A 23886-nucleotide genomic window follows, 5' to 3' on the forward strand; every position below is an offset into this window, starting at 1 on the left:
GAGGCTTATTTCGATAGGCCACGAAGATCCCCCTTCTATACACAAAATACGATCTATCTTCCCACAAAAAATTAGAATATGCCACTAAAATCTGTCTTTTCACGGTTAGTTTAGCATATTTTCTCATCTGGATAAGAATAAATTGGTTCTGAAAGCTCTTTCTGTTCATTCTAAAATTTTTTGGCTATACTTAATATGGATAGAAGAAAGAGGAGGAACCGGAATATGAGTAAATTTTTTAATGAAGAAGAAACAGAAAAAATGGAAGAGAAAAATCCAATGTTGTTGAAATTATTGAAACAACGGACGATTTTGATTTATGGAGAGATTAATCAAGATTTGGCGAAGACAGTAACGGAACAGTTATTATACTTGTCAGCGATCAGCGATGAACCGATCACGATGTTTATCAATAGCCAAGGCGGTCATGTGGAATCTGGCGATACGATCCATGACGTGATTCGTTTTATCAAACCAAAAGTAAAAATGATCGGAACAGGTTGGGTAGCCAGTGCGGGGATCACGATTTATTTAGCTGCTGAAAAAGAAGATCGTTATAGCTTACCGAATACGCGCTACATGATCCATCAACCGGCTGGTGGGATCCAAGGCCAATCAACTGAAATCCAAATCGAAGCCAAAGAAATCTTACGCATGCGTAAACGGGTCAATCAATTGATTGCTAATGCGACAGGCCAAACATTAGAGCAAATCGAAAAAGATACTGATCGTAATTTCTGGCTATCAGCAGAAGAAGCTAAAGATTATGGAATCGTTGGTCAAATCGTAGAATCAGACGATGCGATAAATAAATAAAAAGTTTAAAAGAGGCTAGCAACAGCTAGTCTCTTTTTTATTTAGTCAAAATAATCTGATTTTTCTGAGAAGTCTGAATAGACAAGCAAATCCGAATCTGATAATGTTAGAAAAAGCGTAAAATTTGATGTGAAAAAAATGAAGGAGGGAATGTGTTGGGGGCTAAATTAAAAGAATTGTTGGAGTTACCTTCTTTACGCGAAGCACAGCTATTGACTGGGAAAAATAGCCTAAATCAGACCGTTACCGCTTTATCTTTTTTAGAGATCTCTGATTTAGATGATTGGGGGGCGTTCACAGAAACAAGTGAATATCATTCTGGAGAATTGGCACTGACCTCTTTTTTCAACATCAAAGATGATAGCGCAAAACAGTGTGAAACGATCAGTCAATTACATAAAATGGGCGAACTAGGAATTATTTTATATTACGTTGGGATCGTCATGCCAAAATTAGCGCCAGAGGTTTTAAAAACAGCGGAAGACTTAGACTTTGTGATCATCCAAATGCCAAAAGATCAAAGTCGGATTCGATATAGTGAAGTCATCGCCGATGTAATGGCTGAAATTTTGAAAGAACGCTCAACTGAAAATATCGTCAATGAAGTATTGGAAAAAGCTTCTTTATTACCGGAGCACCTACGGACCGTTGAAGTGACATTAAAACTATTGTCAGATATGTTGCGGGTCAATATCGTTTTGACGAATCCGGATAATGAAGTGATCAACGAAATCAAATGGCCGCGCAATTCATCATTAGATTTAGAGCGTTTGTTGCGGCGGGTAGTGATTGAAGAAGGCGAGCAAGTCCAAAAAAATGACTATTCGGTCTACTACAAGGAACTCTATCATAAAGGTAATGGTGTTCTGCATTTTTATTTGATTAAAGAACATGATTTTTTAAGTCAACACGAATGGGAGCAATCGATCGAACTCTTGCAAGTAGCGACGAATCTCTGGGGGAAAAAACATGGAGAAGTCAGTGAATATGCTTTAGTACAAGCGATTTTAAATGATGAAAGTGAAAAAATGTATCGCTTAGCCAATCATTTAGAAATCGATGTCAAAGGTATTGGTTTGATGTGGTTGCTACAATTAAATGACATTCGCGAGGCCAAAGAACTACGGGAAGATTTGTTGTCTTACGTTGCGAAATTTTATAAAACAGCAGTCGTTCAAATGGTGGATGATCAATTGGTCGTCTTGTTAGGCAACTATGTCCATAGTGGCTCAGAACTTGAACTGGGCAGAAAATATTTGCGAAATACACCTTTTGAAGCTGCTATCGAAAGTATCGTCTTTTGTCCCCAAATGCGAAATACACATGATGTCAGAAAATCCTATCACTTAGTGAGTGAAGCTACCATGAGATTGCCAAAAGTTTTTCGAGGCAAGCGGACTTTTTCGATCAGTGAGATCCGTCAAGTGACATATGCGAGCCATTTGATTCAAACGGGACAATCAGAAGTTGAGGAAACGATGCGTATTTTAGCACCGATCATGAGTAGCAAAGAACAAGTGACAACGCTATGTAGTTTTTTATTGGATGCCGGAGCGGACTTTCAAACTTGTGGTGACCAATTACAAATCCATAAAAACACAGTAAAATACCGAATAAAAAAAATCAGTGAGACCTTAGGATACAATGTTACGCGTTTTTCAGAAAGCTATGAATGCTATGTAGCCTGCATGATTTATCGATTAATCAGTTTATAAAACAAAGCGACCATAAAAAGCGTCGCTTTGTTTTTTTGTTCAACGAATAAAAATCCGATATTCGTTCAAAAAAATAAGTTTAATAACAAAAGATATTGACAGCATAAAAGTGTTGAGCTAAGATGATTACATTCTTTTGTAAATAGTAATGGTTACGATTTACTGGATGTAAGTTATGGGAGAGGAAGGATTTACGTGAACGAAAAAGCATCTAAACCATTTGATGTGAAGCATTTAATGCTTTCAACAGTCGTATTAACTGCAATTAGTACTGGGGCTTTTCTATTAAATGAGACAACCACTCATGCAGCTTCGATCGATACGAACACAACAACAGCAGTAGCTGCTGCAGCAAATAATACTCAAACTACACCAACTGAGGAAAATGCAACTACTAGTGCTGATGCACAAAACAGTGATTCAACAGTTGCTCAAGCAACACCAGAAACACAAGCAACTAGTGTAGCAACAGAAGAAGCAACTTCTGCGACATCAGATTCGTCAACAGAAGAAACAAATTCAGCGACATCAGATTCGTCAACTGAAGCTGTACAACCAGTTGCAGAGGGAACAACGACTCAAACAGCTGTCGCTTCAGACAATAATGATGCTGAAAATATAACGGATAATAATACAGAAAGTGTTACAGATGCTGCAACTGCAGAAACATCTTCTGTAGTTGCCCCAACAACTCAAGCTGCTCCAACTGAGGAAACAACAGCTGATACACAAGCTACGACTTCAGAGAAAAAATCAGATGATACAACAGAAGTGACACCGGATGATCAATCACCGACAGTTGATACCGCTACAGACAATGCGAATGCAACAACTAATAATATTTCCTATTATAATGAAACTGGTTTTGTACCAATTTCTGGTGATGTTACAGTCGTTACTCCTGGTGCCAAAGAAGGTTATCCAGCTCAAGTAATATCTGCTAACGGAAAAGAGTATGTATACGACTATCAAAGTGGTGATAACTCAGTCTATTTAAGTGCAGATAGCGCATATATTCCAAATGTAGATAACATTTCGAAATTAGTAGAACAACAGCTAGGTGACCAAGGAATCAAAGTAAATGCTGATTTAAATCAAGTTTCACAGGCTGATTTAGAAAATGCCCGAACAGCAGATACAATTACCGAGGGTGATACTGATTATCGTAATCAAGTTCTAGCACAAGATGGTTTAACATCTCAAGGCAATCTATTTACTATTATTCCTATCCACCTTGAGAATGTGGCCTCTGACGAAGATGCGGCTAACCGAATCTTAAAGAACATTGCTGGTAATGCCACAGATTATGGTTTGGCAATTGGTCAACTTAAAAAGGGCACGTATGTTTCTTACATGGAATATGCGCGTAAGGACGAGGCTAGTGAAGATTCAGATTCTAATTTATATACTGTTGAATATAAATCTAATGATGGTGTTGAACTTCATTCAAGTACGCAAGAATCTGCCGATGACTTAGCACCATTACCAATTTCTTCATACACCTACGATCATTGGACAGTGGATGATGAGAATAAAACAGCAACGATGTATTATCACTTGACCGATGGCTTGACAGACACCAGCAATTCAACTGAATTGAGCGACACATTTTATGAGGCTGTTAATTTATTCCGTGAGAACAATGGGCTTAAAGCGATCACTGCTGATCAAACACTTGCTACAGACGCACAAAAGGTAGCGGATGAAGCTGCGGGCAATTTAACGGTTGGCGACACTGAGAAACAAGTGACGACAACTTCTAGCGACCCTGTACACACGACCACAACCGTTTCCGGCGCCTTTATTCCAAGTGAGTATGATGAGGGTGAAGGACTTGATGATATTATTGATGATGGGGTATTGAAAATATCAGGCGGCAACGGCAGTGAAGCGTTGATTGATCTTTACAATGCGGCGACAACCGATGTAGGTATAGGTATCACCAAGGGCAGTGATGGCAAGCTTTATTATACTGTTAAATATAATATGGATAATGACTTAAGCTGGGCAAATACAAAACCATCAACTTCTGCTGAAACAACAGATGAAACAGTTGATCCAACAGATTCAACTGGAACTGATACAAATGTTGCGACAACAACTGAACCGACAGACACAACCGAAGCAACTACTACGACAAAACCAGCTGAAAGTACAGATGACAGCACCGCAGCAAAACCAACTGATTCTTCTGATACTAAGGCAGCCGATTCAACTGAGTCAGTGACTACTCAAGCTAGCGAAGATTCTGCTTCAGCTGTTACGGATTCAACAGTTACGACAGCAGCTTCTACTACAGCAGTGAAAGTTGTGAATACTCCAGCTGCTTCAGTTAAAGCGACAAATTTGCAAGTGACGACACCGGTCAGCACTCAAGCTATCAGTGAAACTCAAGTATCACCCGCAATTGAGACTAAAGAAGAAGCGTCAAGCGTAGAAGCAACGGATTCAACTTCAGACGTTCAAAACGCAACTGTCAAAGAAGCGAGTGTTTTACCACAAACAAATGAAAAAACAGGATTCATCGGTCAATTGATGGGCTTAGTTATTTTAGGACTAACTTTTGGCATCAGCTTTGTTCGTAAATCACGTAAATCAACAAACGAATAATCAAATAGTACAGCAGCCAGAACGAAAGTATTCGCTACTTTTGTTCTGGCTGCTTTTTTGTGCGTATATGATTTTTGATTAAAGCAATGCTAATAATTCATCGATTTCAGATTCTTTCGTTGCCCAGCTAGTGGCGAAGCGGATCACGGAATGCGACTCATCGAATTGTTCCCAAAATCCAAAGGCGACCGATTTTTTCAATATTTCTAATTGCTCATTTTGAACCACGATAAATTGTTGATTTGTTGGAGAATCCAGATAGAAACGATAGTGTTTTTCTTGCAGTCCTTTTTTTAAACGCATAGCCATAGCGATCGCATGTTGGCTGATTTCAAAATACAGTTGATCTGTAAACAAGGTATCAAATTGTAGACCCAACAATCGGCCTTTCGCTAATAGCGCACCTTGTTGTTTCATATGGGCTAAGAAATATTCTGGACGATTATTTTTAGTGAAGACGATGGCTTCACCTAAAAAAGCGCCGACTTTGGTTCCACCAATATAAAAAACATCACAATACTCTGCAATCATTGGCAACGTCACATCTGTTTCAGGACTGGCCAATCCATAACCTAAGCGAGCCCCATCTAAAAATAAGGGGATCTGATACTGTCGACAAACTTCTGAAATATTTTTTAATTCATCTTTCGTATACAATGTTCCGTATTCGGTGGGGTGAGATAAATAGACCATCCCAGGGAAAACCATAAATTCGTGATTGGCATCGGCCCAAAAAGTGGTTAAGTAATCACGGATCTGATCAGCGGTGATCTTTCCTTGTTTTTGCGGTAAGGTCAATACTTTGTGACCAGAATATTCAATCGCACCTGTTTCATGAGTTGCAATATGAGCTGTTTCTGCTGCAAGAACTCCTTCATATTTTTTCAGCATCGAGGCGATCACTAAAGCATTTGTCAATGTTCCGCCAGAGATAAAGTAGATCTCCGCTTCTGGACAAAGGCACGCTTGGCGAATCTTATCGACTGCCGAGGCAGAATATTTATCATGGCCATAGCCCGTTAGTTTTTCTTCATTTGTTTCGAGCATCCGTTGTAAAATCTTTTCGTGAGCACCTTCTAAATAATCGCTTTCAAAATTTAACATACAAACTCCTTTCCAAATAACCTCTTTCTATTATTGTAGCAGATAGTTAGATCTAAAAAGCAACTTTATTAACTTGTTTAGGTGGGATAGTTAAATCAATCGTTATCTTTTGTCGCTAAAAAATAGTGCAAACCTTTACTTTGATATTTACTTGAAATCAAAATGATAGTAAGCTAAAAGAAAAATTACTTAATGAGGATAAAAAATGAAAAAAAGGACACAGTTCGCAAGCTATCTTATTATTTTCATTGCTATGCTATTCATGATAGGTTTCTTTTTCGGTAATAACCAAAGCTTATCTTTTGGGTTAAATATCTTGAGTTTTATTTTGATTATGAGTCTGGGACAACTGAATCAAAAGCGACTGGATAAAAAATTAGATGAAATGTGGCAATTAGCTGACCAATTGGGAATGGATGAGACACAGTTAAGTCAATTTTCTGATTTAGGGTCGCTAGATTTAGCTGCGACAAAATCTAGTCAACGTAGCTATTGGCCTTTTTCAAGCCAAATCAAAAAGACTACAAGAGCATTAAAAAAAATAGCTGATGATAAGTAAATAATTCTTCTATATATAAGATCAGAATTTTTTGTTATCAATTCCTTTTTTATCTGAGATTATTAGTCAGAGTAACGAAAAAATAATCTGATCGCTCATAAGAATAGAAGCTATTTTTGTATTTAAAAGTATACTAGTTCAATTAAGCGTAAAAAATCCGTCTTTTTTCAGTTAGGTTAAACTGAAAAACAAGACGGATTTATTTTTGATACGTATCCTCAGACACGTAAGTTTTTTATTTTATAGTTCTAATGTTTCGCCGACAGCCATCACTTTGCCAACTTTTTCTGGTAATAATTTGATAAAGGCTTCGGGATCTTGTTTGATCAATGGGAAGGTATTGAAATGGATCGGCACGACTTGTTTGGCGTTTAATAATTCAGCTGCTTGAGCAGCTTCTTCAGGCCCCATCGTAAAATTATCGCCGATCGGTAAAAAGGCCAAATCGATGCCGAAGGTTTTACCTAGTAAGGCCATGTCGCCATAGATCGCAGTATCACCTGCAAAGTAAAGCGTCTTTCCTTCAATCTGTAAGATAAATCCAGCTGGTTCACCCATATAAATCGTTTCTCCATCGACTTCATACCCCGAACTGTGGAGTGCAGGGACCATTTTGACACGACCAAACGGAAAATCAAATGCACCGCCCATGTTCATGCCGTGTGTTTTTTCTATACCATTTTTCGCAGCAAAATTACAAATCTCGACGATACTGATGATTGTTGCTCCGGTTCGTTTTGCAATAGGAAGCATGTCGCCGATATGATCACTATGACCGTGAGAAATCAAGAGCCAGTCCGCTTTGACTTCCTCTGCTTTTAAATCAGTTAAATCATTTCCAGTTATAAAGGGGTCGAACAATAATGTTTGGCCTTCTTGAGTAACGATCGAAAGAACAGCATGTCCATGATACGTGATTTTCATAAAACTTCCTCCTTAACATAATTGCTTCCTTCTATTATAACGAAGAACCAATAAATACACGTATCTTTTGATTTTTGACTAAATTATCAAACGTCAAGAGAAGGAAGTAAATCGAAAGTAGATAGCGACTGGTTCTAATTTATGCAGAGCATCTTTTTTATCACCAATCTTTGCAAACATCGATCCAAGTATCAAAATTGGTATAACGTTCTAAGTCAGCAATCGATAACTCGATCGCACTGTTGGAACTGCCACAAGCAGGAAAGACCGTCTCAAAACGTTTCAACGATTCATCTAGATAAATGGCTATCGTTGAAGAGATAGCAAAAGGACAAACGCCACCTACAGGATGACCGATTGTTGCTTCCACTTCATCGGATTTCAACATCAGTGCTCGTTCGTTGAAACGTGCTTTGTATTTAGCATTATCAATTTTAGCATCTCCGGCAGTGACGATCAAAATCACCCGTTCGGCTTTTTTCTGTTTGAAAGAGAGTGTTTTAGCGATGCGTTCAGGTGTGCAGCCCAAAGCTTGAGCAGCTAGCGCCACCGTGGCACTAGAAACAGGAAATTCTTGAATCTTATCAGCGATTCCGTATTGAGAAAAATAAGCTTTAACCGTTTCAACAGACATAAAAGACCTCCGTTTGTATTTTTTCTAATTTTATTTTAATAATTAAAAGAATACACGTTTTAACAAATGAAGTAAATAAAATTTGATAGAATAAAGTGAAGCACTCTTAGGAGGTCGAAGACATGAAAGCAGATAAAAGAAAATTATTGGCAAAAGTTGCCTATATGTACTATGAACAAGAACTGACGCAAGCTCAAATTGCAAAGGAACTCTTGATTTATCGAACGACCGTTAGTCGAATGCTGAGCCAAGCCAAAGCAGAAGGAATCGTTGAAGTAAAAATCAATTTTTTTGATGCCCATTTATTTGAACTGGAAGAGCAATTAAAAGAAACTTTTGGTCTTCAAGCAGTCGAATTAGTAGCAACGGATAAAGCTATGACCGAAGAGCAAAAAGAATATCAGCTCGCTCAAGCAGCTGGTACTTATATTCGGCGCCAATTAACGGATGAGATGGTGGTCGGATTATCATGGGGAGCAAGTGTCGGTAATGCGATCAATCAAATCGAGGCCAAACAAGTTTCAGATATCACCGTTGTTCCGGTCGTCGGCGGGCCGAGCCATATCAATTCACAGTACCATGTCAACACATTGGTCTATGAATTGGCAAGAAAATTAAATGGTCAAAGTCTCTTTGTCAATGCGACGGTCATTCAGGAAAATAAAGCGTTGGCCGAAGGAATCTTCAACTCTAAATATTTTCAAGAGTTGAGAAATTATTGGGATCGACTTGATTTAGTCGTCGTCGGTGTAGGTGGACCACTGAGCTATCAAAAAAGTCAGTGGCGGGATTTATTGTCTCCGATAGATTATGAAGAACTTAAATTGAGAGAAGCCGTCGGAGACTGTTGCTGCCGTTTTTACGATCGTTACGGCAAACGTTTGAATGGGTCGCTGAATCAGCGAACGATTGGACTTTCATTGGATCAATTAGTCAAAGTCCCACAAACAATCGGTGTAGCAAGAGGAATCACAAAAGCGAAATCAATCGCTCCGCTACTTGAAAAAGGGTATTTAAAAACCTTGATTACCGATCAAGAAACGGCCGAAGAAATCCTCCGTTTAATGAAACGAAAGTAGCTCTTTAATATTAAATGCACATTTGTGCGAAATTTAACAGGATAAATTGACGAAAGGCTTGGTATCAAGCTTTTCGTTTTTTTATTCGATCAATAAAACAAAAATCTTTCATCAGATGCTATGCTTAAATCAAATAAAACACAAGGGAGTTTTTCAAATGGAATTCATGTTAGATACAGCAAATTTGGCTGAGATAAAAAAATATGTTGATTTATTACCGATTGCTGGAGTAACTTCGAACCCTTCGATCGTTAAAAAAGAAGGCAAAATCGAATTTTTTGACCATATGAAAAAAATTCGCCAAATTATTGGGGAAGATCGTTCGTTACATGTCCAAGTAGTAGCGACGGATTATGAAGGGATTATCCAGGATGCAGAAACGATTTTAGCGAAGATCGATAAAAAGGTCTTTATCAAAATCCCCGTCAATGAACCTGGCTTAAAAGCCATCAAAGAATTAAAAAGTCGCGGAGTAAATATCACAGCCACGGCGATCTATACAAAATTTCAAGCCTACTTAGCGATTGCTGCTGGTGCTGATTATATTGCTCCATATTTTAATCGGATGGAAAATCTAAATATCGATCCGCGAGAAGCAATTTTTGAAATGGCTCAAGAAATTGAACGGACACAAAGTTCAACGAAAATCTTAGCTGCTAGTTTTAAAAATGCTGGTCAAGTCAACTCTGCTTTAGAAAACGGCAGTCAGGCTGCAACGATGGGCGTCGATATTATTCAACAAGCCTTGCTGATGCCATCAATCGGTCAGGCAGTCACTGATTTTACCAATGATTGGGAAGGTATTTTTGGATCGGGTATCACGATCAGTGATTTATAATGCAAGAAAAGCAGGGAGTCATAGACTGCCTGTTTTTTGCTTTGCGAAGCGCATCAATATCAGGAACGTTAAAAACATGCTATGCTTTTTCTGAGGTGATCGCAATGTGTGAACTAAAAACAGCGCAAAAAGAATGGGCCAAGTGGAAGTATTATGTGATGGCCCGCTCTCAGTCCGCTTACTTGGAGTTACGTCAGCTTTTTTCTGGAAATCAATGGTCACAAGAAAAAGAAGTTCAATTCAAGCAACAAATTTCAAACGTCAAAAAATTATCATTTAATCTAAAGGCGCGAAGAAATGCCTATGAACACGTATGGGGCTATTTCAAAAAAATAGCGACGGCTCAAGAGCGGGCTACCTTTTTTCGTTTGTCTCAAGCAATGACCGCTAAGCAAGATGAGGCACTGCCTTATTTAAAACAATTAGCGGAAAAGTATCAAATCACTTATTTGTTAGACTCCCATTTTTTTGACTAAGCATATCTCTTCTGATTTTTTGTAAGTAATTCTATAATAGAAGAGTATGGAGGGATGTACGAATGGAAACACGTGCAGTTATTATTGAAGAATATGGTCATGCAGACCAATTAAAAGAAAGTACTGTTACTTTACCACAGTTAGGTGAACATCAAGTCGTCGTCAAAGTGGCAGCAACTTCAGTGAATCCAATTGATTGGAAGTTACGTGAAGGATACTTAGCACAAATGATGCCTTGGGATTTTCCGATTATTTTAGGATGGGACGTTGCCGGTGAAATCGTTGAAATCGGTTCAGCGGTCACTGATTGGAAAGTTGGACAAAAAGTTTTTGCTCGTCCTGAAACGACTCGTTTTGGAACGTACGCAGATTATACGATTGTGGATGATCACTTGTTAGCAGTAAAACCTGAAAATGTTTCATTTGAAGATGCTGCAGCTGTACCATTAGCTGGATTGACTGCTTACCAAGCACTATTCACTCACGGTCAATTGAAAGCCGGTGAAAAAGTATTGATCCATGCCGGTGCTGGCGGTGTCGGTATCTATGCGATCCAATTAGCTAAAAATGCAGGCGCAACAGTCATTACGACTGCTAGTGAAAAAAATCATGCTTTATTGAAAGAATTAGGCGCAGATCAAGTGATCGATTATCATACGACTGATTTTTCAGAAGTATTGACTGATATCGATCTTGTCTTTGATACAATGGGCGGCGATACCCAAGCCGATAGTTTCAAAGTCTTGAAATCAGATGGGCGCTTGATTTCAATCGTTGGAGACCCCGATGAAGCGCTAGCCAAAAAGGTAGCTGTCGCCAAAAGTATTTGGTTACAACCGGATGGCAAACAATTGCAGGAAATCGCTGACTTGATGGAAGCTGGAAAAGTGAAAAGTGTGGTCGGACATACTTATCCATTGACGGCTGAGGGTGTAAAAGAAGCCCATGAATTAAGTGCGACACACCATGCTAAAGGAAAAATTGTTTTAGTAAATGAATAAAGTAAAAGAAGCCGCGCTAAAAGTAGACACTACTTTTAACGCGGCTTCTTTTTTGCGTTAAATCAAAAAACCTTGTTTTTTCAAGAAGTCCGCTGTATTTTGTCGGCGTGGTTCAGCAAAATGTTGTTGAACTTTTTGTGACCAGGTTGCTTTTTGTGTATTACTATTTCGACTTTGGTAATAGTCCGCGGTTTGTTGATCGTAGCGGCTGATCATTTCAGGAGTCAAGCTATGATAGGTATCGGTTTTTAAAATAGAATCTAGCGGCAACCGTGGTTTGACTTCATTCTTTTTAGCTGGATGGCCGACAAACAGACCAAAAAGCGGATAAGTCAATTCAGGTAAATCAAGTAATTCCTTGACGGCAAATAGATCATTGCGAATTCCGCCAACATAACAAATCCCTAAATCAATCGATTCCGCATAGACAGCCATCGATTGAGCGGCGATCGCTGTGTCTACGATCGAAACGACCAATGATTCCATTGAACGTAGATGTTGATCTGATTGTTGGTCTTGTGCCAAGACTTGCGCATGTTTATTTAGATCTGCAACAAAAAGATACAGATTTCCATTTGTGCCGTTATCGATTGGGAAACGAGCAATCGTTTCAATTTTTTTTCTTTTTTCTGGATCAACGATCTTAACTAAAGAAAAAGCTTGTAAGAAATTAGAGCTGCTGGCGCTTTGAGCGGCTAAAAGCAATTGTTCTTCTACCGTCGGTGTAATTGCTTGATCTGTAAACTCACGGACGGATGAGTGGTGAATCATTGTGTCAAAAAGTTCCATTTAAAAAGCCTCCATAGAATAAATTTCATTTTTCAGAAATTGATTTGAAAATATCATCTTGATTATGATAGGGAATTCAGATCGATAAGTAAAGTAACTTGTACAGAGAAACAAAACCCGAACAATAAAATAAAAAGCACATAATAAATTCACTTTAAACTAATTATTTTATAATCAATATGTTATAATTTGAACCAATTATCCGAAAGGAGTTTTGCAGATGCGCGGCATAGTAACAGTGGTAGGAAAAGATAAAGTAGGGATCATTGCTGGGGTCAGTCAAAAATTAGCTGAACAAGCGATCAATATCTTAGATGTCTCACAAACGATCATGGATGACTATTTTACAATGATGATGTTAGTTGATTTAACAAATTCCACGAAGGATTTTGAAGCGGCTCGCCAACAATTGTCGACCTTAGGCGAACAGTTAGGAGTAACGATCACGATTCAGAATCAAGAAATTTTTGATACGATGCATAAATTATAAGGAGGGTTCTTGTGGAAACCAATCAAATATTAGAAACGATCCGAATGATCGAAGAAGAGAATCTTGATATTCGGACGATCACGATGGGTATCTCATTACTCGATTGTATCGACAGCAATAGTGATAATGCCTGTGAAAAAATCTATCAAAAAATCACCACGAAAGCAAAAGACTTAGTGGCAGTGGGTGAGGCGATCGAAGCAGAGTATGGGATTCCAATCATTAACAAGCGTATCTCTGTAACACCTATCGGAATTATCGCAGCTGCTACGCCAGATACAGATTATGTAAAATTTGCGAAAACACTTGATCGTGCTGCTAAAGCTGTCGGTGTCAATTTTTTAGGTGGTTTTTCAGCTTTAGTAGAAAAAGGGTATCAACATGGGGATAAAATTTTGATTGATTCGATTCCTCAAGCATTAGCACAAACGGATTTTGTCTGTGCCTCGGTCAACATCGGCTCGACCCGTGCCGGAATCAATATGGATGCTGTCAGTCATATGGGGGAAACCGTCAAAGCGACGGCCGAAGCATCTGATTTAGGTTGTGCGAAGCTAGTTGTCTTTGCAAATGCGGTCGAAGACAATCCATTTATGGCTGGAGCGTTCCATGGCGTCGGTGAAGCAGATTGTGTGATCAATGTCGGTGTCAGCGGTCCGGGTGTGGTCAAACGAGCTTTGGAAAAAGTAAAAGGAGAATCTTTCGATGTGGTCTCAGAAGTTGTAAAACAAACAGCTTTTAAAATTACTCGAATGGGGCAGTTAGTTGGCCGGATTGCTTCTGAAAGATTGGGTGTTCCATTTGGAATTGTAGATCTGTCACTAGCACCAACACCGGCAGTCGGTGATTCGGTGGCCCATGTGTTAGAAGAAATGGGCCTGGAAAGTGTGGGAACACATGGGACGACTGCGGCGTTAGCCTTATTGAATGATGCCGTCAAAAAAGGTGGCGTGATGGCGTGCAACCATGTCGGCGGATTATCAGGAGCTTTTATTCCAGTCTCTGAAGATGCGGGAATGATCGATGCGGTTAACAACGGACATTTAACGTTAGAAAAATTAGAAGCGATGACGGCAATCTGTTCCGTCGGTTTAGATATGATCGCTATTCCAGGAGCGACGCCAGCGAGTAGTATCGCAGCAATGATTGCTGATGAAGCGGCTATCGGAGTGATCAATCATAAAACAACGGCGGTTCGGATCATTCCGGCTAAAGATCGTAAAGTCGGGGAAATGGTTGAATTCGGCGGATTGTTGGGAAGAGCACCTGTAATGAAGGTTAACGCGGCGGGGTCGGCTGATTTTATTGCCCGTGGTGGACGTATACCTGCACCCATCCATTCATTTAAAAATTAACCATCACTTTTTCGTGCAATTCTTCATTCATAGTTGAGCGTGGTGTAGAGTATTTATTTTCGATTAAAGCCCCTCAATCTAATCGATACACTGAAATCAAATGAGTAATTTTGAAGAAAGTGATTGACAAAGAAAAATTCGAGGTCTATGCTTTAGTCACATAGAAAAAACTACGAGAAGGACAAGATTTTATTTGGACCTCGCCGCAAGAGAAAGAAGTCATCGGCTGAAAGCTTCTGGTTGAGCAAAATAAAATTACTCCCTTTGAGCGACTGAAAAAGCCAGTCCGTTTGATGCACGTTATGTATCACGAGAGCCAAAAGGTGCAAACTTTTTGGGAACTTGGGTGGTAACACGTTTATTCACGTCCCTATTTTTTAATAGGGACGTTTTTTTATTTTTACTGGTTGCCGGATAGGCTGTCAGTTGAAATGCCTTTTTAGTATTTGTTACACTGAATAAGCAGATACTTTCAAGGACGAGAATAAGAGAAAATACAGGATGGAGTTGAGTTGTATGTCAAAAGAAATCGAAATCGTTTTACCAGATGGAAGTAAACAAGAGGTGGTTAAGGACACTACCTTGTTTGAAATAAAAAAACAATTTATGAAACAAGCAATCGTTGGTAGCATCGATGGCGAACTTGTTGACTTAGCAACTCCGATCGACCACAATGTTGAAATCGTTTTTTATGATCAAGCCTCAAAAGAAGGCCAAACAGCGATCAATCAATTAGTCAGTTTGCTATTAGAAGAAGCAGTCAAAGAATTATATCCTGAAGTATTGTTTGCACATCCACAACGAGAAGATAAAAAAATCTGGTTAGATATGCGGGTAGACCAACCGCTGAGTGCGTTAGTATTGAAGGATTTGGAACACCATATGCGTAAACGAATCAAAAAAGGGATTCACATCGAAAGTTTACACATTTCAGTTGCTGAAGCAAAAGAAATCTTTAAAGATAACGAGTTGAAATTAGCGGCTTTATCACAATTGGATCCGCAGCAACTAGTTTTTGTTTATTCATTAGGAGAGGTCAGTGAGTTCTTTTTAGAACCCGCAGCTTTAGAATTATCAAAAGCCAACTACTTTGCTTTATCTAAAGTATCGGGTGCTTATTGGCAAGGGGATGCTAAGAATGAAATGCTGCAACGAATCAATGGTGCCGTGTTCGCTGAAAAACCAGAGTTAGATGCTTACTTAGAATTTTTAGCGGAATCTGAAAAACGCAGCCATCAAAAATTAGGTAAAGAACTCGATTTATTCATGTTCTCTGAAGAAGCACCAGGAATGCCGTTCTATTTAGAAAATGGATTGATCATTCGCAATGAACTCCAAAAATTCTTACGTGAACTACAAGCGAAATATGAATACAAAGAAGTTCAAACACCTTTAATCATGAATCAACGATTATGGGAACAATCGGGTCATTGGGATCACTATAAAGACAATATGTATTTCACAAAAGTCGGTGATGAAGACTATGCATTGAAACCAATGAACTGTCCCGGGCATTGTCTGATTTTTAAAGATCGCAAACGTTCATACCGAGATTTGCCGATCCGAATGGCTGAATTTGGTCAAGTTCACCGACATGAATTCAGCGGAGCACTAAACGGTCTGCTACGGGTTCGGACATTCTGTCAAGATGATGCTCATATCTTTGTTCGCCGCGATCAAATCGAACAAGAAATTGCTTTAGCCTTAAAAATCATTGATGAAGTCTATAAGATTTTTGGTTTTGAATACTCGGTGGAATTATCGACACGTCCCGATGATTTTATGGGAGAAATTGAATTGTGGGATGAGGCGGAAGCTTCTTTAGGTAAGGTATTGACAGATTTAGGCTATAAATACAATATCAACGAAGGTGACGGAGCATTCTATGGACCTAAGATCGATATCCATATCAAAGATGCCTTGAATCGGAGCCATCAATGTGCAACTGTTCAACTGGATTTCCAAATGCCAGGTAAATTCGATTTGAGTTATATTGACGAAAACAATCAACCAGCTCGTCCGGTAATGATTCATCGAGCAGTTTTTGGTTCATTGGATCGTTTCTTAGGAATTTTGATCGAACATTATGCAGGTGCTTTTCCAGTTTGGTTAGCGCCAAAACAAGTATCGTTGATCAATGTTGCCCAAGCACATGAAGCTGGCGTTGAAAAATTATTCCGTGAGTTCAACGAAGCGGGGATTCGGACAGATAAAGATACAAGAAATGAAAAATTAGGGAAAAAGATTCGCGACGCAGAATTGAAAAAAGTTCCTTATATATTAGTGATTGGGGACAAAGAATTAGCAGAAGGTAAATTTTCAGTCCGCAAACATGGCAGTGATGCCGTGATCGAAATGGATAAAGCGGACTTTATCCAACTGGTCAATCAACAGGCCCAAGAAAAAAGTGCACACTATTAAGTTTGAATGGAATAAACAAAAAAGCTGAAGCCCATGCTTCAGCTTTTTTTTATGCCGGTGGTCAACCAGCGCTTTTTGAACCGAAAATCTTGAAGTAAAGTTTCTTTATCCCAGTGATTGGCGATCATATCAGTCAAAGAATCGATCACGAGCTTCATAGAAAAATATAAAAAACTGATCTGTTCTTCACGTGTAGCAATATCAAACTGATTTTTCTCCAACATATCGTGCCAAGTATCCAATCCGCGAGTGGACTCGGGGCGGTAAGAAAACAAATAAGTATTTTGAGTCAATAAGGCTAACTGACGGTAACGCACAGAAGCATGATCAAGGTCAACGTAAAGAACTAAGAAATTTTCGATTCCTTGGAAAAAATCATTTTCTTTTTCCAACATGTGCTGAATAATTTCACCATGGATCTGTCCAGCATAGTAATGAATTAAATAATCATATGCATCGTTCAAATCTTCGAAATATTTATAAAAGATTCCACGAGACATTTGCAGCGCTTCAACAATTTCACTGACTTTCACTTGGCTAACAGGTTTTTCAAAAAAAATAGTTAATAAAATGTCACGAATTTCAGCTTGGCGGGAGGCAGGTAAATTTAAAAAAGTTTTCTTTGGCATGAGCTCACCTCGTATTTTTCATATTTTCAGTATAACATAAAAACAAAAACGGTGACAAAGTGTCACCGTTAATGTATGATGATTCCAGAAAGGGTGATTTAAATGTTTTTAGCATGGAAAGAAATTCGTTATGCGAAATTAAGATATGGGTTGATTGCTGGAATTATGCTCTTAGTAGCTTATGTTGTATTTATGCTTTCTGGTTTAGCCAATGGATTGGCGGACGGAAATCGACAAGCAGTCGATGATTGGCAAGCAACTAATATTATTTTATCGGAAGACAGTAATAAAATTGCTAATGCCTCACAGCTGCATCTTGATGACTTAGAACAAGTATCAGCAAAAGAAAAAGCAGGTATAGGAATTTATTCAACTGCGATCGAGGAAAAAGGCGGAAGTGAAAAAACTAATGTTTCAATTTTTGGAACGGACAATCAAGCCTTTGTTGTACCAAAAGTCATTAAAGGAAAATTATACAAAAATGATCATGAAGCAATCGTTTCGGAGAACTTATTAGCAGAAGGGTATAAATTGAATCAAACCTTCAAAGTCAACGATCAATCTTTTAAAATCGTAGGTATCACAAAAGCGACTACTTATTCGATTGCACCAGTCATCTATCTTAGTTCTCCAGCTTTCAAAACATTGAAATATGGAGCACAACCTACTGAAAGTGATCCTATCAATGTGATTGCAACGACAGGCAAAACCAGTATCACAAATAAAACGGGTCAAACAAAATTAGAAAAAATGACACCTAATACTTTTATTGAAAATATTCCTGGCTATAAACCAGAAAAATTAACACTGAACACAATGATTTATTTCTTATTCGTAGTTGTTGCAGCAATCATCGGAATCTTTATGTATGTGATCACACTTCAAAAGACAGCGATTTTTGGAGTGATGAAAGCACAAGGTGTTGCTACTAGCTATTTAGTTCGCTCGATTTTAGCACAAGCCTTTTTAGTAGGGATCATCGGTGTTGCTGTAGCGATTGGCTTAAGCGTAGTGACTAGTTTGGTATTGCCGAGTGCTATGCCTTTTGCAGTTCACTGGGCTGAATGGGCATTATATGCAGTGATTTTAGTTCTTGTCGCGATGGTCGGTGGATTGTTCTCTATGCGAACAGTCACAAAAGTCGACCCTGTCACTGCGATCGGAGGGGAATAATATGACAAATGATGTATTAAAAATGGAAAAAATAATCAAAAAATTTGGCCAAGGTCATACAGAAGTTACGGCCTTGAAAGATGTTGATTTTAAAGTTACTGAAGGTGAATTTGTCAGTGTGATCGGTCCTTCGGGTTCTGGAAAAAGTACTTTCTTGACGATCGCTGGTGGGTTGCAGACACCAACCGAAGGAAACATCACGATCAATGGTTCTGACTTTGGTCAAATGAATGAAAAAGAACGCTCCAAAGCCCGTTTTAAAGAAATCGGCTTTATCCTTCAAGCCTCTAATTTGATTCCCTTCTTGAAAGTACAGGAACAATTCCAATTTGTAGAAAAAATCGAGAAGCAAAAAAATCCTGAAAAAATCGAAGAGCTATTAAGATCATTGGATATTTGGGAACTAAGAGAACAATATCCTAAAGCATTATCAGGAGGGGAGCGTCAGCGTGTAGCGATCGCACGTTCTTTGTTCAATGATCCTAAATTGATTTTAGCCGATGAACCGACAGCCAGCCTTGATTCAGATCATGCTTATGACGTAGTAAAATTATTAGCTAAAGAAGCTCATGAACGCAACAAGGCGATCGTCATGGTGACTCACGATGAACGAATGACTCAATGGAGCGATAAAATCTATCAAATGAATGATGGAAAATTGATAATGAAAGAATAGTTGCTAAATCTGGTGTTTCCTGTGTATGATAAACAAGATCGAATTTTTTAGAAAGCAGGGAACACATGGATATTTATTTAAAAAAAGCAGCACTGCATATCGTAGATCGTGAATCAGGTGATCCCATCTACAGTCAAAGTGAATTAGATTTAACTAAAGAATATATTCGAGAATACTTGACGAAGAAAATCCAAAAATTGTCTTCTGCTCAAACAAAGACGGGGACGTTGACTGAAGATTCTACGTTTGCCTTTTTGAGTCAACAAGCAGAGCATGATTTTTTAGCTGCGAGTGAAAAAATCGTTGATCGCTGGTATCAAGCTTATAAAGAAAGTGAAGAGGCACCTAGTGCGGATGCATTCGTTGCATTGTATGAAGAAGATACTCAACTGTATTTAGCCTTTTTGAAAGTCAATTATCATGAGGGGTATACACATATCGTCGATTCCGATGAAAGTGGTTTAAAAAATGAGCTGATCATCCATCGGGCATTGTTATCAAACAAATCACAAAAAGCCGATGAAGGAATCGTGGTCAACTTGGGGAATCTACGCTATGAATTGATCGAGAAGAAGTACCCATTCTCGGGCGATAAACGATTGTATTTTTCAACGCAAGTGATTGAAAGTCAACCGGCACCTTCATTAGAAGAAAATGTTCGGGTGATCAAAAAGGTCGCCGAAAAAATCGGTGCTAAATTTGAGAATCAAAAACATGATGTGATCGCTGATGTGAAGGAAGCAGTTTATGATGTTGTCGAAGAAAGTGGCCAGATCGATGCCAAAGTCGTGGCACAAAAAGTCTTTAAAGATAATATTACGGCCCAAATGGCTTTTCAAGAAGAAGTGATCGAGAAAGGCTATGTCGACCAAGCACCTTTACTGAGAGAAGTCCGTGAAGTAACAGAAAAGAAATACGGCAAACAGAAATTGAAATTATCGAATGGCATCGAGTTGATCGTTCCATTAGAAGTTTATCGCAATCCCGAACTGATCGAGTTCGTTAATAATCCTGATGGAACGATCTCTGTGACCATCAAAAATGTTGACGAAGTAATCAATCGCCTTTAGAAATCAAGCTGAAAAAACCTCTCGCGTACGGGTACGTAAGAGGTTTTTTTGTTAGAAAAAGACTACCTACAAAAGCAGGTAGTCCAAAAATTTTTATTCAACACGTGGTTCTGATTCTAAGTTGTCGCTGATTTTGTCTGATTGATTGCTGATCGCATTTTTAGCACGATTTGTTTGTTTTGAAGCAAATTGTCCAGTTGTTTGCGCAGCACTTGTTACTTTATCTTGAACAGTTTCGCTGTCAGCTTCATATTCTTCGCGCGTTTTGATATCTGATACGTTCACATTGACTTCAATCACGTCTAAGTGTGTCATTTTGTTGACTTGTTCAGCGATCAATTTTTTCATTTGGTTATAGATGTCTTGGATGTCTCTGCCGTATTCGACAACAACGTCCATGTCAACAGCTACTTGTTTTTTGCCGACTTCAGTATTGATACCAGAAGTAACGTCATCACTGTTTACTAATTTGTCTTTTACGTTAGAGAAGAAACCACCATCGACAGTCAATAAACCGTGAACATTTTCTAATGCAATTCCGATAATTTTTTGAATAACTTTGTCTTCGTAAGTCAATTCGCCCTTAACATCTTTTACATCTGTGTTTTCTGTTGATTTGATTGTTGTATTATCCATAATTTCTTCCTCCTAGACTTTATAAAGCTTTAACTTTTCCTTTAAGAAAAAAGTTTTCCTTTAAGAAAAAAGTTTTCCGAATGTAAGTGGTGACTATTTTTTCAAATAGTCATCTAAAATATGATTGTTTTTTAGGTAGATGCCAACACCTATCCCAATGGCCGTGATCACAATCAGTAAAATCGTTTTAAAGAAGCCGATCGTAAAGAATAGCACAGCTAAGATAAAACCGAGAATACCGAAGATCACAGGGAGCTTTTCTCGTGTAAAGAAGTCTTGCATCACTGTTCCTCCTATTCTACTCGCGGCTCAGCCGGCGTGCGTGTATTTGTGGTTGGTTTTGGTTCAAGATCTTTGAATTTAACTTTGATCGAGATTTTTTCACTTGTTCCGATCAAATTACGTAGATCAGATTCGACATTTTTTGTCCATCGATCTGTTCGACCGACTAAATCAGAAGTCTTTTTCAAACGTCCGCGGACATCGACATCGATTTTGTTTTTTGTGGCAGTTACTTTCACTTTCGGGTTATCCATAAAATTTTCTTCTTTGATGCTTGAACGGACATAGCCTTCGATCGCGCGTTTATCCAAAGTCAGTTTTCCACGATTTTCATTAAGCGTAAATGTTGTTACTCTCTTCGGATAAAAAATAATGACTAAAATCACAATCACCATCAAAATAGCTAGTACAGCGCCAACCCAGAATAAATAGTTCTGTGCGTAATCATTGGTCAAAACAAAACGCTGAAGCGAGCTGAGATCTAATGGATTATTAGGAACAATAAAGTAATAAATTGCTGCTACCGATAGAAAAATGGAAAGTAAAACCAACGAACAGATAATCAGGATGGTTTTAATCGCCTTATTCATAAAGTACCTCCTCACATAAATATTTTTTTCTTTGTCTATATTAAAATAGTATAATTTTCAATCGTTTTTGTAAAAAAAAATGCTCTATTATCTTCAAAAAAACAAATATCATTCAAAAAAACCGATCAAAGAAAACCGTTTTTTTTATTTGGTTGAAAAATAAAAGAATCACATTCGAATTAGGCGATAAAAAAGCCACACCCAAAGGATGATTTACTTTGGGCGCAGCTAGGAATTTTTCGTTTTAACGGTCTTTCCATTTTCGATAACGGCGGTAAAAACTTTCTGAGATCAAGAAAAGGATCGAGAGTGCAGCGATCGAATAACCAAAGATGCCAAGATTAGAAATGAATGTATGACCGTTAGGGGAAGTCTGAACCAATAGAGAAGAGCCAATCACTAAAGCAGATAAAATCAGGCCGATTACTAATCGGTTGACCATTGCCTCCACGCGTTCTAAAAGGGCTTTTTGATTTTTGAATTCAAGATTTAATTTACCTTTACCTTTGGCAAAAGTATCTAAAACAGTCAGCGTACGACTAGGAATTTTAGGCAACGCTTTTAAGCTGGATAAATAATCTAGCCCTGTTTCTTGTAATTCATCTTTCAGGTGCAATTGTTTGATAAAAAATTTTTGGGCAAAAGGTGCGACGACTTCAAACAATGAAAGATCAGGATTCAAATCCTCGATCACACCTTCTAATGTACCGAAAGCTTTGATCAGCATCGTTACAGAATCATCGATTTGCAGGTTATTATCATGGCAAATCATTACGACTTGTGAGAATAATTTTTGTAAATCGATTTCTTTGATCGGTAGATTCAAATAGCGGTTTAAAAAGTCATCCAGCTCATTATTGAATTTTTCTTCGTCGAAGCTTCCGGTAGGTTTACAAATCGAGCGAACAGCATTGGTGATCCGTTGATTGTCTTTACTGTAAAGAGCGAGGATCGTGTTGCCCATCTTCATCTGCATCTCAGGCTGGATCGTTCCCATCATTCCGAAATCAATGAAATTCAAACGGAAAGGCCGAAGCTTTTGATGGTAAGCATACGAAAAGTGATACGTCTGTTTGCCCAGTTTTCGTTCTAATTTTTTTGATTTAAGGGGTTGATCAGCATGGTTTTCAGACTCGTCCAATAGTTGAAGTAAGATATTGCCAGGATGCGGATCGGCATGGAAGAAGCCATCATCGAAGACTTCTTTCATAAAATGCTCTACTAATAAGCCGCTGATTACTTTCTTTAATTCATTATTAGACATTCCAGGTTGTAAAATCGGTTCTGTCTGGATTTGAATCAATGTTTCTAGACTTCTACCAGCCATCAATTCCATCACGATAATTTTTTTTGTGGAATAAGCTGGTTCCATTTTAGGAACACGAATTTCTTTCCAGTCATTATTTAGGCGATAAAACTCTTCAGCAAAAGCGAGCTCTTTACGAAAGTCCAATTCATTTTGTAAGGAATTACGAATTTCTCTAACTAAACTTTTTAAATTGATCACATTGCTTTGTGGCACCCAGTTGACGAGAGGAAGAGCTTTTTCAAACAACGCCAGATCTAATTCGATCTCGGTATCAATTCCTGGATGTTGGACTTTGACGACCACTTCTTCACCACTCTTTAATTTGGCATGATGAACTTGAGCGATCGAAGCCGAAGCAAATGGCTGTTCATCAAATTGGGAAAAAAGCTCAGTCAATGAGTGATCCAGTTCTTGCTCGACCGCTTTTTTGACTGTAGTAAAATCATCTGTCTTAACTTGATCCTGTAACTTACGTAACTCGCGGGTGAAATCCACTGTAAAGATGTCAGTCCGAACAGACATCATTTGTCCGACTTTGATAAAAGTAGGACCAAGTTCTTCAAAAGCTTGACGAACCTCAGCGGGATTTTTTTGTTGAGTAATATTTTTGACGACACTGTAGTGATTTAGAATTTTGACGATTTGCCGTAAACGAGCGGTCTTGGTTTGTTCAGTCATCATTGCACCTCCTAGTTCTTATAAAAATAAGA

23 protein-coding genes are annotated in these 23886 nt (G+C 38.5%); 14 read left to right on the forward strand and 9 right to left on the reverse strand.

Annotated features, from left to right (window positions below):
- The first annotated feature begins 195 nt into the window (after positions 1-195).
- The 3 genes from ACKTSC_RS00400 (at position 196) to ACKTSC_RS00410 (ending at position 5141) form a co-directional block, all read left to right on the forward strand.
- Positions 196-816 carry an ATP-dependent Clp protease proteolytic subunit gene (locus ACKTSC_RS00400; RefSeq protein ID WP_407854938.1) on the forward strand — a complete coding sequence of 207 codons (621 nt, stop codon included), beginning with the start codon at positions 196-198 and terminating at the stop codon, positions 814-816.
- Between the two features lie 155 nt (positions 817-971).
- On the forward strand, positions 972-2531 hold the full coding sequence (locus tag ACKTSC_RS00405) for a PucR family transcriptional regulator (RefSeq protein ID WP_332581447.1): 1560 nt from the start codon (positions 972-974) through the stop codon (positions 2529-2531).
- Positions 2532-2726: 195 nt separating this feature from the next.
- Positions 2727-5141 (forward strand): LPXTG cell wall anchor domain-containing protein, encoded by a 2415-nt coding sequence (locus tag ACKTSC_RS00410; RefSeq protein WP_407856536.1) that lies wholly within the window; start codon positions 2727-2729, stop codon positions 5139-5141.
- A 78-nt stretch (positions 5142-5219) separates the two neighbouring features.
- On the opposite strand, the gene ACKTSC_RS00415 is transcribed toward ACKTSC_RS00410, so the two are convergent.
- Positions 5220-6245, reverse strand: a complete 1026-nt coding sequence (locus ACKTSC_RS00415; protein WP_332579955.1) for a threonine aldolase family protein — start codon at positions 6243-6245, stop codon at positions 5220-5222.
- 205 nt (positions 6246-6450) lie between these two features.
- Between ACKTSC_RS00415 and ACKTSC_RS00420 the strand changes: the two genes are divergently transcribed.
- A complete protein-coding gene (locus ACKTSC_RS00420) occupies positions 6451-6804 on the forward strand; it encodes a hypothetical protein (protein ID WP_407854935.1) in 354 nt (117 codons plus the stop codon).
- Positions 6805-7044: 240 nt separating this feature from the next.
- On the opposite strand, the gene ACKTSC_RS00425 is transcribed toward ACKTSC_RS00420, so the two are convergent.
- Positions 7045-7728: a metal-dependent hydrolase gene (locus tag ACKTSC_RS00425; protein ID WP_407854934.1), complete on the reverse strand. Its 684-nt coding sequence runs from the start codon at positions 7726-7728 to the stop codon at positions 7045-7047.
- Positions 7729-7888: 160 nt separating this feature from the next.
- Positions 7889-8362, reverse strand: coding sequence for a YbaK/EbsC family protein (locus ACKTSC_RS00430; protein WP_407856537.1), 474 nt, complete (start codon positions 8360-8362; stop codon positions 7889-7891).
- 122 nt (positions 8363-8484) lie between these two features.
- On the opposite strand from ACKTSC_RS00430, the gene ACKTSC_RS00435 reads away from it, so the two are divergent.
- The 4 genes from ACKTSC_RS00435 to ACKTSC_RS00450 all read left to right on the forward strand — a co-directional run bounded on the left by ACKTSC_RS00435 (position 8485) and on the right by ACKTSC_RS00450 (position 11756).
- Positions 8485-9441 (forward strand): sugar-binding transcriptional regulator, encoded by a 957-nt coding sequence (locus tag ACKTSC_RS00435; protein WP_332579958.1) that lies wholly within the window; start codon positions 8485-8487, stop codon positions 9439-9441.
- Between the two features lie 157 nt (positions 9442-9598).
- Positions 9599-10279, forward strand: coding sequence for a fructose-6-phosphate aldolase (locus ACKTSC_RS00440; RefSeq protein ID WP_407854932.1), 681 nt, complete (start codon positions 9599-9601; stop codon positions 10277-10279).
- A 104-nt stretch (positions 10280-10383) separates the two neighbouring features.
- On the forward strand, positions 10384-10755 hold the full coding sequence (locus ACKTSC_RS00445; RefSeq protein WP_407854931.1) for a DUF1722 domain-containing protein: 372 nt from the start codon (positions 10384-10386) through the stop codon (positions 10753-10755).
- Between the two features lie 62 nt (positions 10756-10817).
- The gene (locus ACKTSC_RS00450; RefSeq protein WP_407856538.1) at positions 10818-11756 is read left to right on the forward strand and encodes an NADP-dependent oxidoreductase; all 939 of its coding nucleotides are present in this window, start codon (positions 10818-10820) and stop codon (positions 11754-11756) included.
- Between the two features lie 57 nt (positions 11757-11813).
- Here ACKTSC_RS00450 and ACKTSC_RS00455 read toward each other — a convergent pair whose 3' ends face one another.
- Positions 11814-12545, reverse strand: coding sequence for an NADPH-dependent oxidoreductase (locus tag ACKTSC_RS00455; protein WP_407854929.1), 732 nt, complete (start codon positions 12543-12545; stop codon positions 11814-11816).
- A 220-nt stretch (positions 12546-12765) separates the two neighbouring features.
- Between ACKTSC_RS00455 and ACKTSC_RS00460 the strand changes: the two genes are divergently transcribed.
- The 3 genes from ACKTSC_RS00460 to thrS all read left to right on the forward strand — a co-directional run bounded on the left by ACKTSC_RS00460 (position 12766) and on the right by thrS (position 16811).
- Positions 12766-13035 carry an ACT domain-containing protein gene (locus tag ACKTSC_RS00460; protein ID WP_332579968.1) on the forward strand — a complete coding sequence of 90 codons (270 nt, stop codon included), beginning with the start codon at positions 12766-12768 and terminating at the stop codon, positions 13033-13035.
- 11 nt (positions 13036-13046) lie between these two features.
- Positions 13047-14390: a PFL family protein gene (locus tag ACKTSC_RS00465; RefSeq protein WP_407856539.1), complete on the forward strand. Its 1344-nt coding sequence runs from the start codon at positions 13047-13049 to the stop codon at positions 14388-14390.
- Between the two features lie 516 nt (positions 14391-14906).
- Positions 14907-16811 (forward strand): threonine--tRNA ligase, encoded by a 1905-nt coding sequence (thrS, locus tag ACKTSC_RS00470; protein WP_407856540.1) that lies wholly within the window; start codon positions 14907-14909, stop codon positions 16809-16811.
- A 38-nt stretch (positions 16812-16849) separates the two neighbouring features.
- On the opposite strand, the gene ACKTSC_RS00475 is transcribed toward thrS, so the two are convergent.
- A complete protein-coding gene (locus ACKTSC_RS00475; protein WP_332579971.1) occupies positions 16850-17440 on the reverse strand; it encodes a TetR/AcrR family transcriptional regulator in 591 nt (196 codons plus the stop codon).
- Between the two features lie 102 nt (positions 17441-17542).
- Between ACKTSC_RS00475 and ACKTSC_RS00480 the strand changes: the two genes are divergently transcribed.
- The 3 genes from ACKTSC_RS00480 to ACKTSC_RS00490 all read left to right on the forward strand — a co-directional run bounded on the left by ACKTSC_RS00480 (position 17543) and on the right by ACKTSC_RS00490 (position 20359).
- On the forward strand, positions 17543-18613 hold the full coding sequence (locus ACKTSC_RS00480; RefSeq protein ID WP_407856541.1) for an ABC transporter permease: 1071 nt from the start codon (positions 17543-17545) through the stop codon (positions 18611-18613).
- A 1-nt stretch (position 18614) separates the two neighbouring features.
- A complete protein-coding gene (locus tag ACKTSC_RS00485) occupies positions 18615-19289 on the forward strand; it encodes an ABC transporter ATP-binding protein (RefSeq protein ID WP_332579973.1) in 675 nt (224 codons plus the stop codon).
- 65 nt (positions 19290-19354) lie between these two features.
- Complete coding sequence (locus tag ACKTSC_RS00490; RefSeq protein WP_332579974.1) at positions 19355-20359, forward strand: nucleoid-associated protein; 1005 nt, start codon at positions 19355-19357, stop codon at positions 20357-20359.
- 93 nt (positions 20360-20452) lie between these two features.
- Here the strand turns inward: ACKTSC_RS00490 and ACKTSC_RS00495 are convergent, their stop codons facing one another.
- The 4 genes from ACKTSC_RS00495 to ACKTSC_RS00510 form a co-directional block, all read right to left on the reverse strand.
- Positions 20453-20995 carry an Asp23/Gls24 family envelope stress response protein gene (locus tag ACKTSC_RS00495; RefSeq protein WP_332579975.1) on the reverse strand — a complete coding sequence of 181 codons (543 nt, stop codon included), beginning with the start codon at positions 20993-20995 and terminating at the stop codon, positions 20453-20455.
- Positions 20996-21088: 93 nt separating this feature from the next.
- A complete protein-coding gene (locus ACKTSC_RS00500; RefSeq protein WP_071856667.1) occupies positions 21089-21277 on the reverse strand; it encodes a DUF2273 domain-containing protein in 189 nt (62 codons plus the stop codon).
- Between the two features lie 11 nt (positions 21278-21288).
- A complete protein-coding gene (gene amaP, locus ACKTSC_RS00505; protein ID WP_332653841.1) occupies positions 21289-21867 on the reverse strand; it encodes an alkaline shock response membrane anchor protein AmaP in 579 nt (192 codons plus the stop codon).
- Positions 21868-22111: 244 nt separating this feature from the next.
- The gene (locus ACKTSC_RS00510) at positions 22112-23854 is read right to left on the reverse strand and encodes an ABC1 kinase family protein (protein ID WP_332579977.1); all 1743 of its coding nucleotides are present in this window, start codon (positions 23852-23854) and stop codon (positions 22112-22114) included.
- Positions 23855-23886 lie beyond the last annotated feature (32 nt).

The organism is Enterococcus hailinensis, from assembly GCF_045862035.1.
GTDB classification, from domain to species: Bacteria; Bacillota; Bacilli; order Lactobacillales; family Enterococcaceae; genus Enterococcus_A; species Enterococcus_A hailinensis.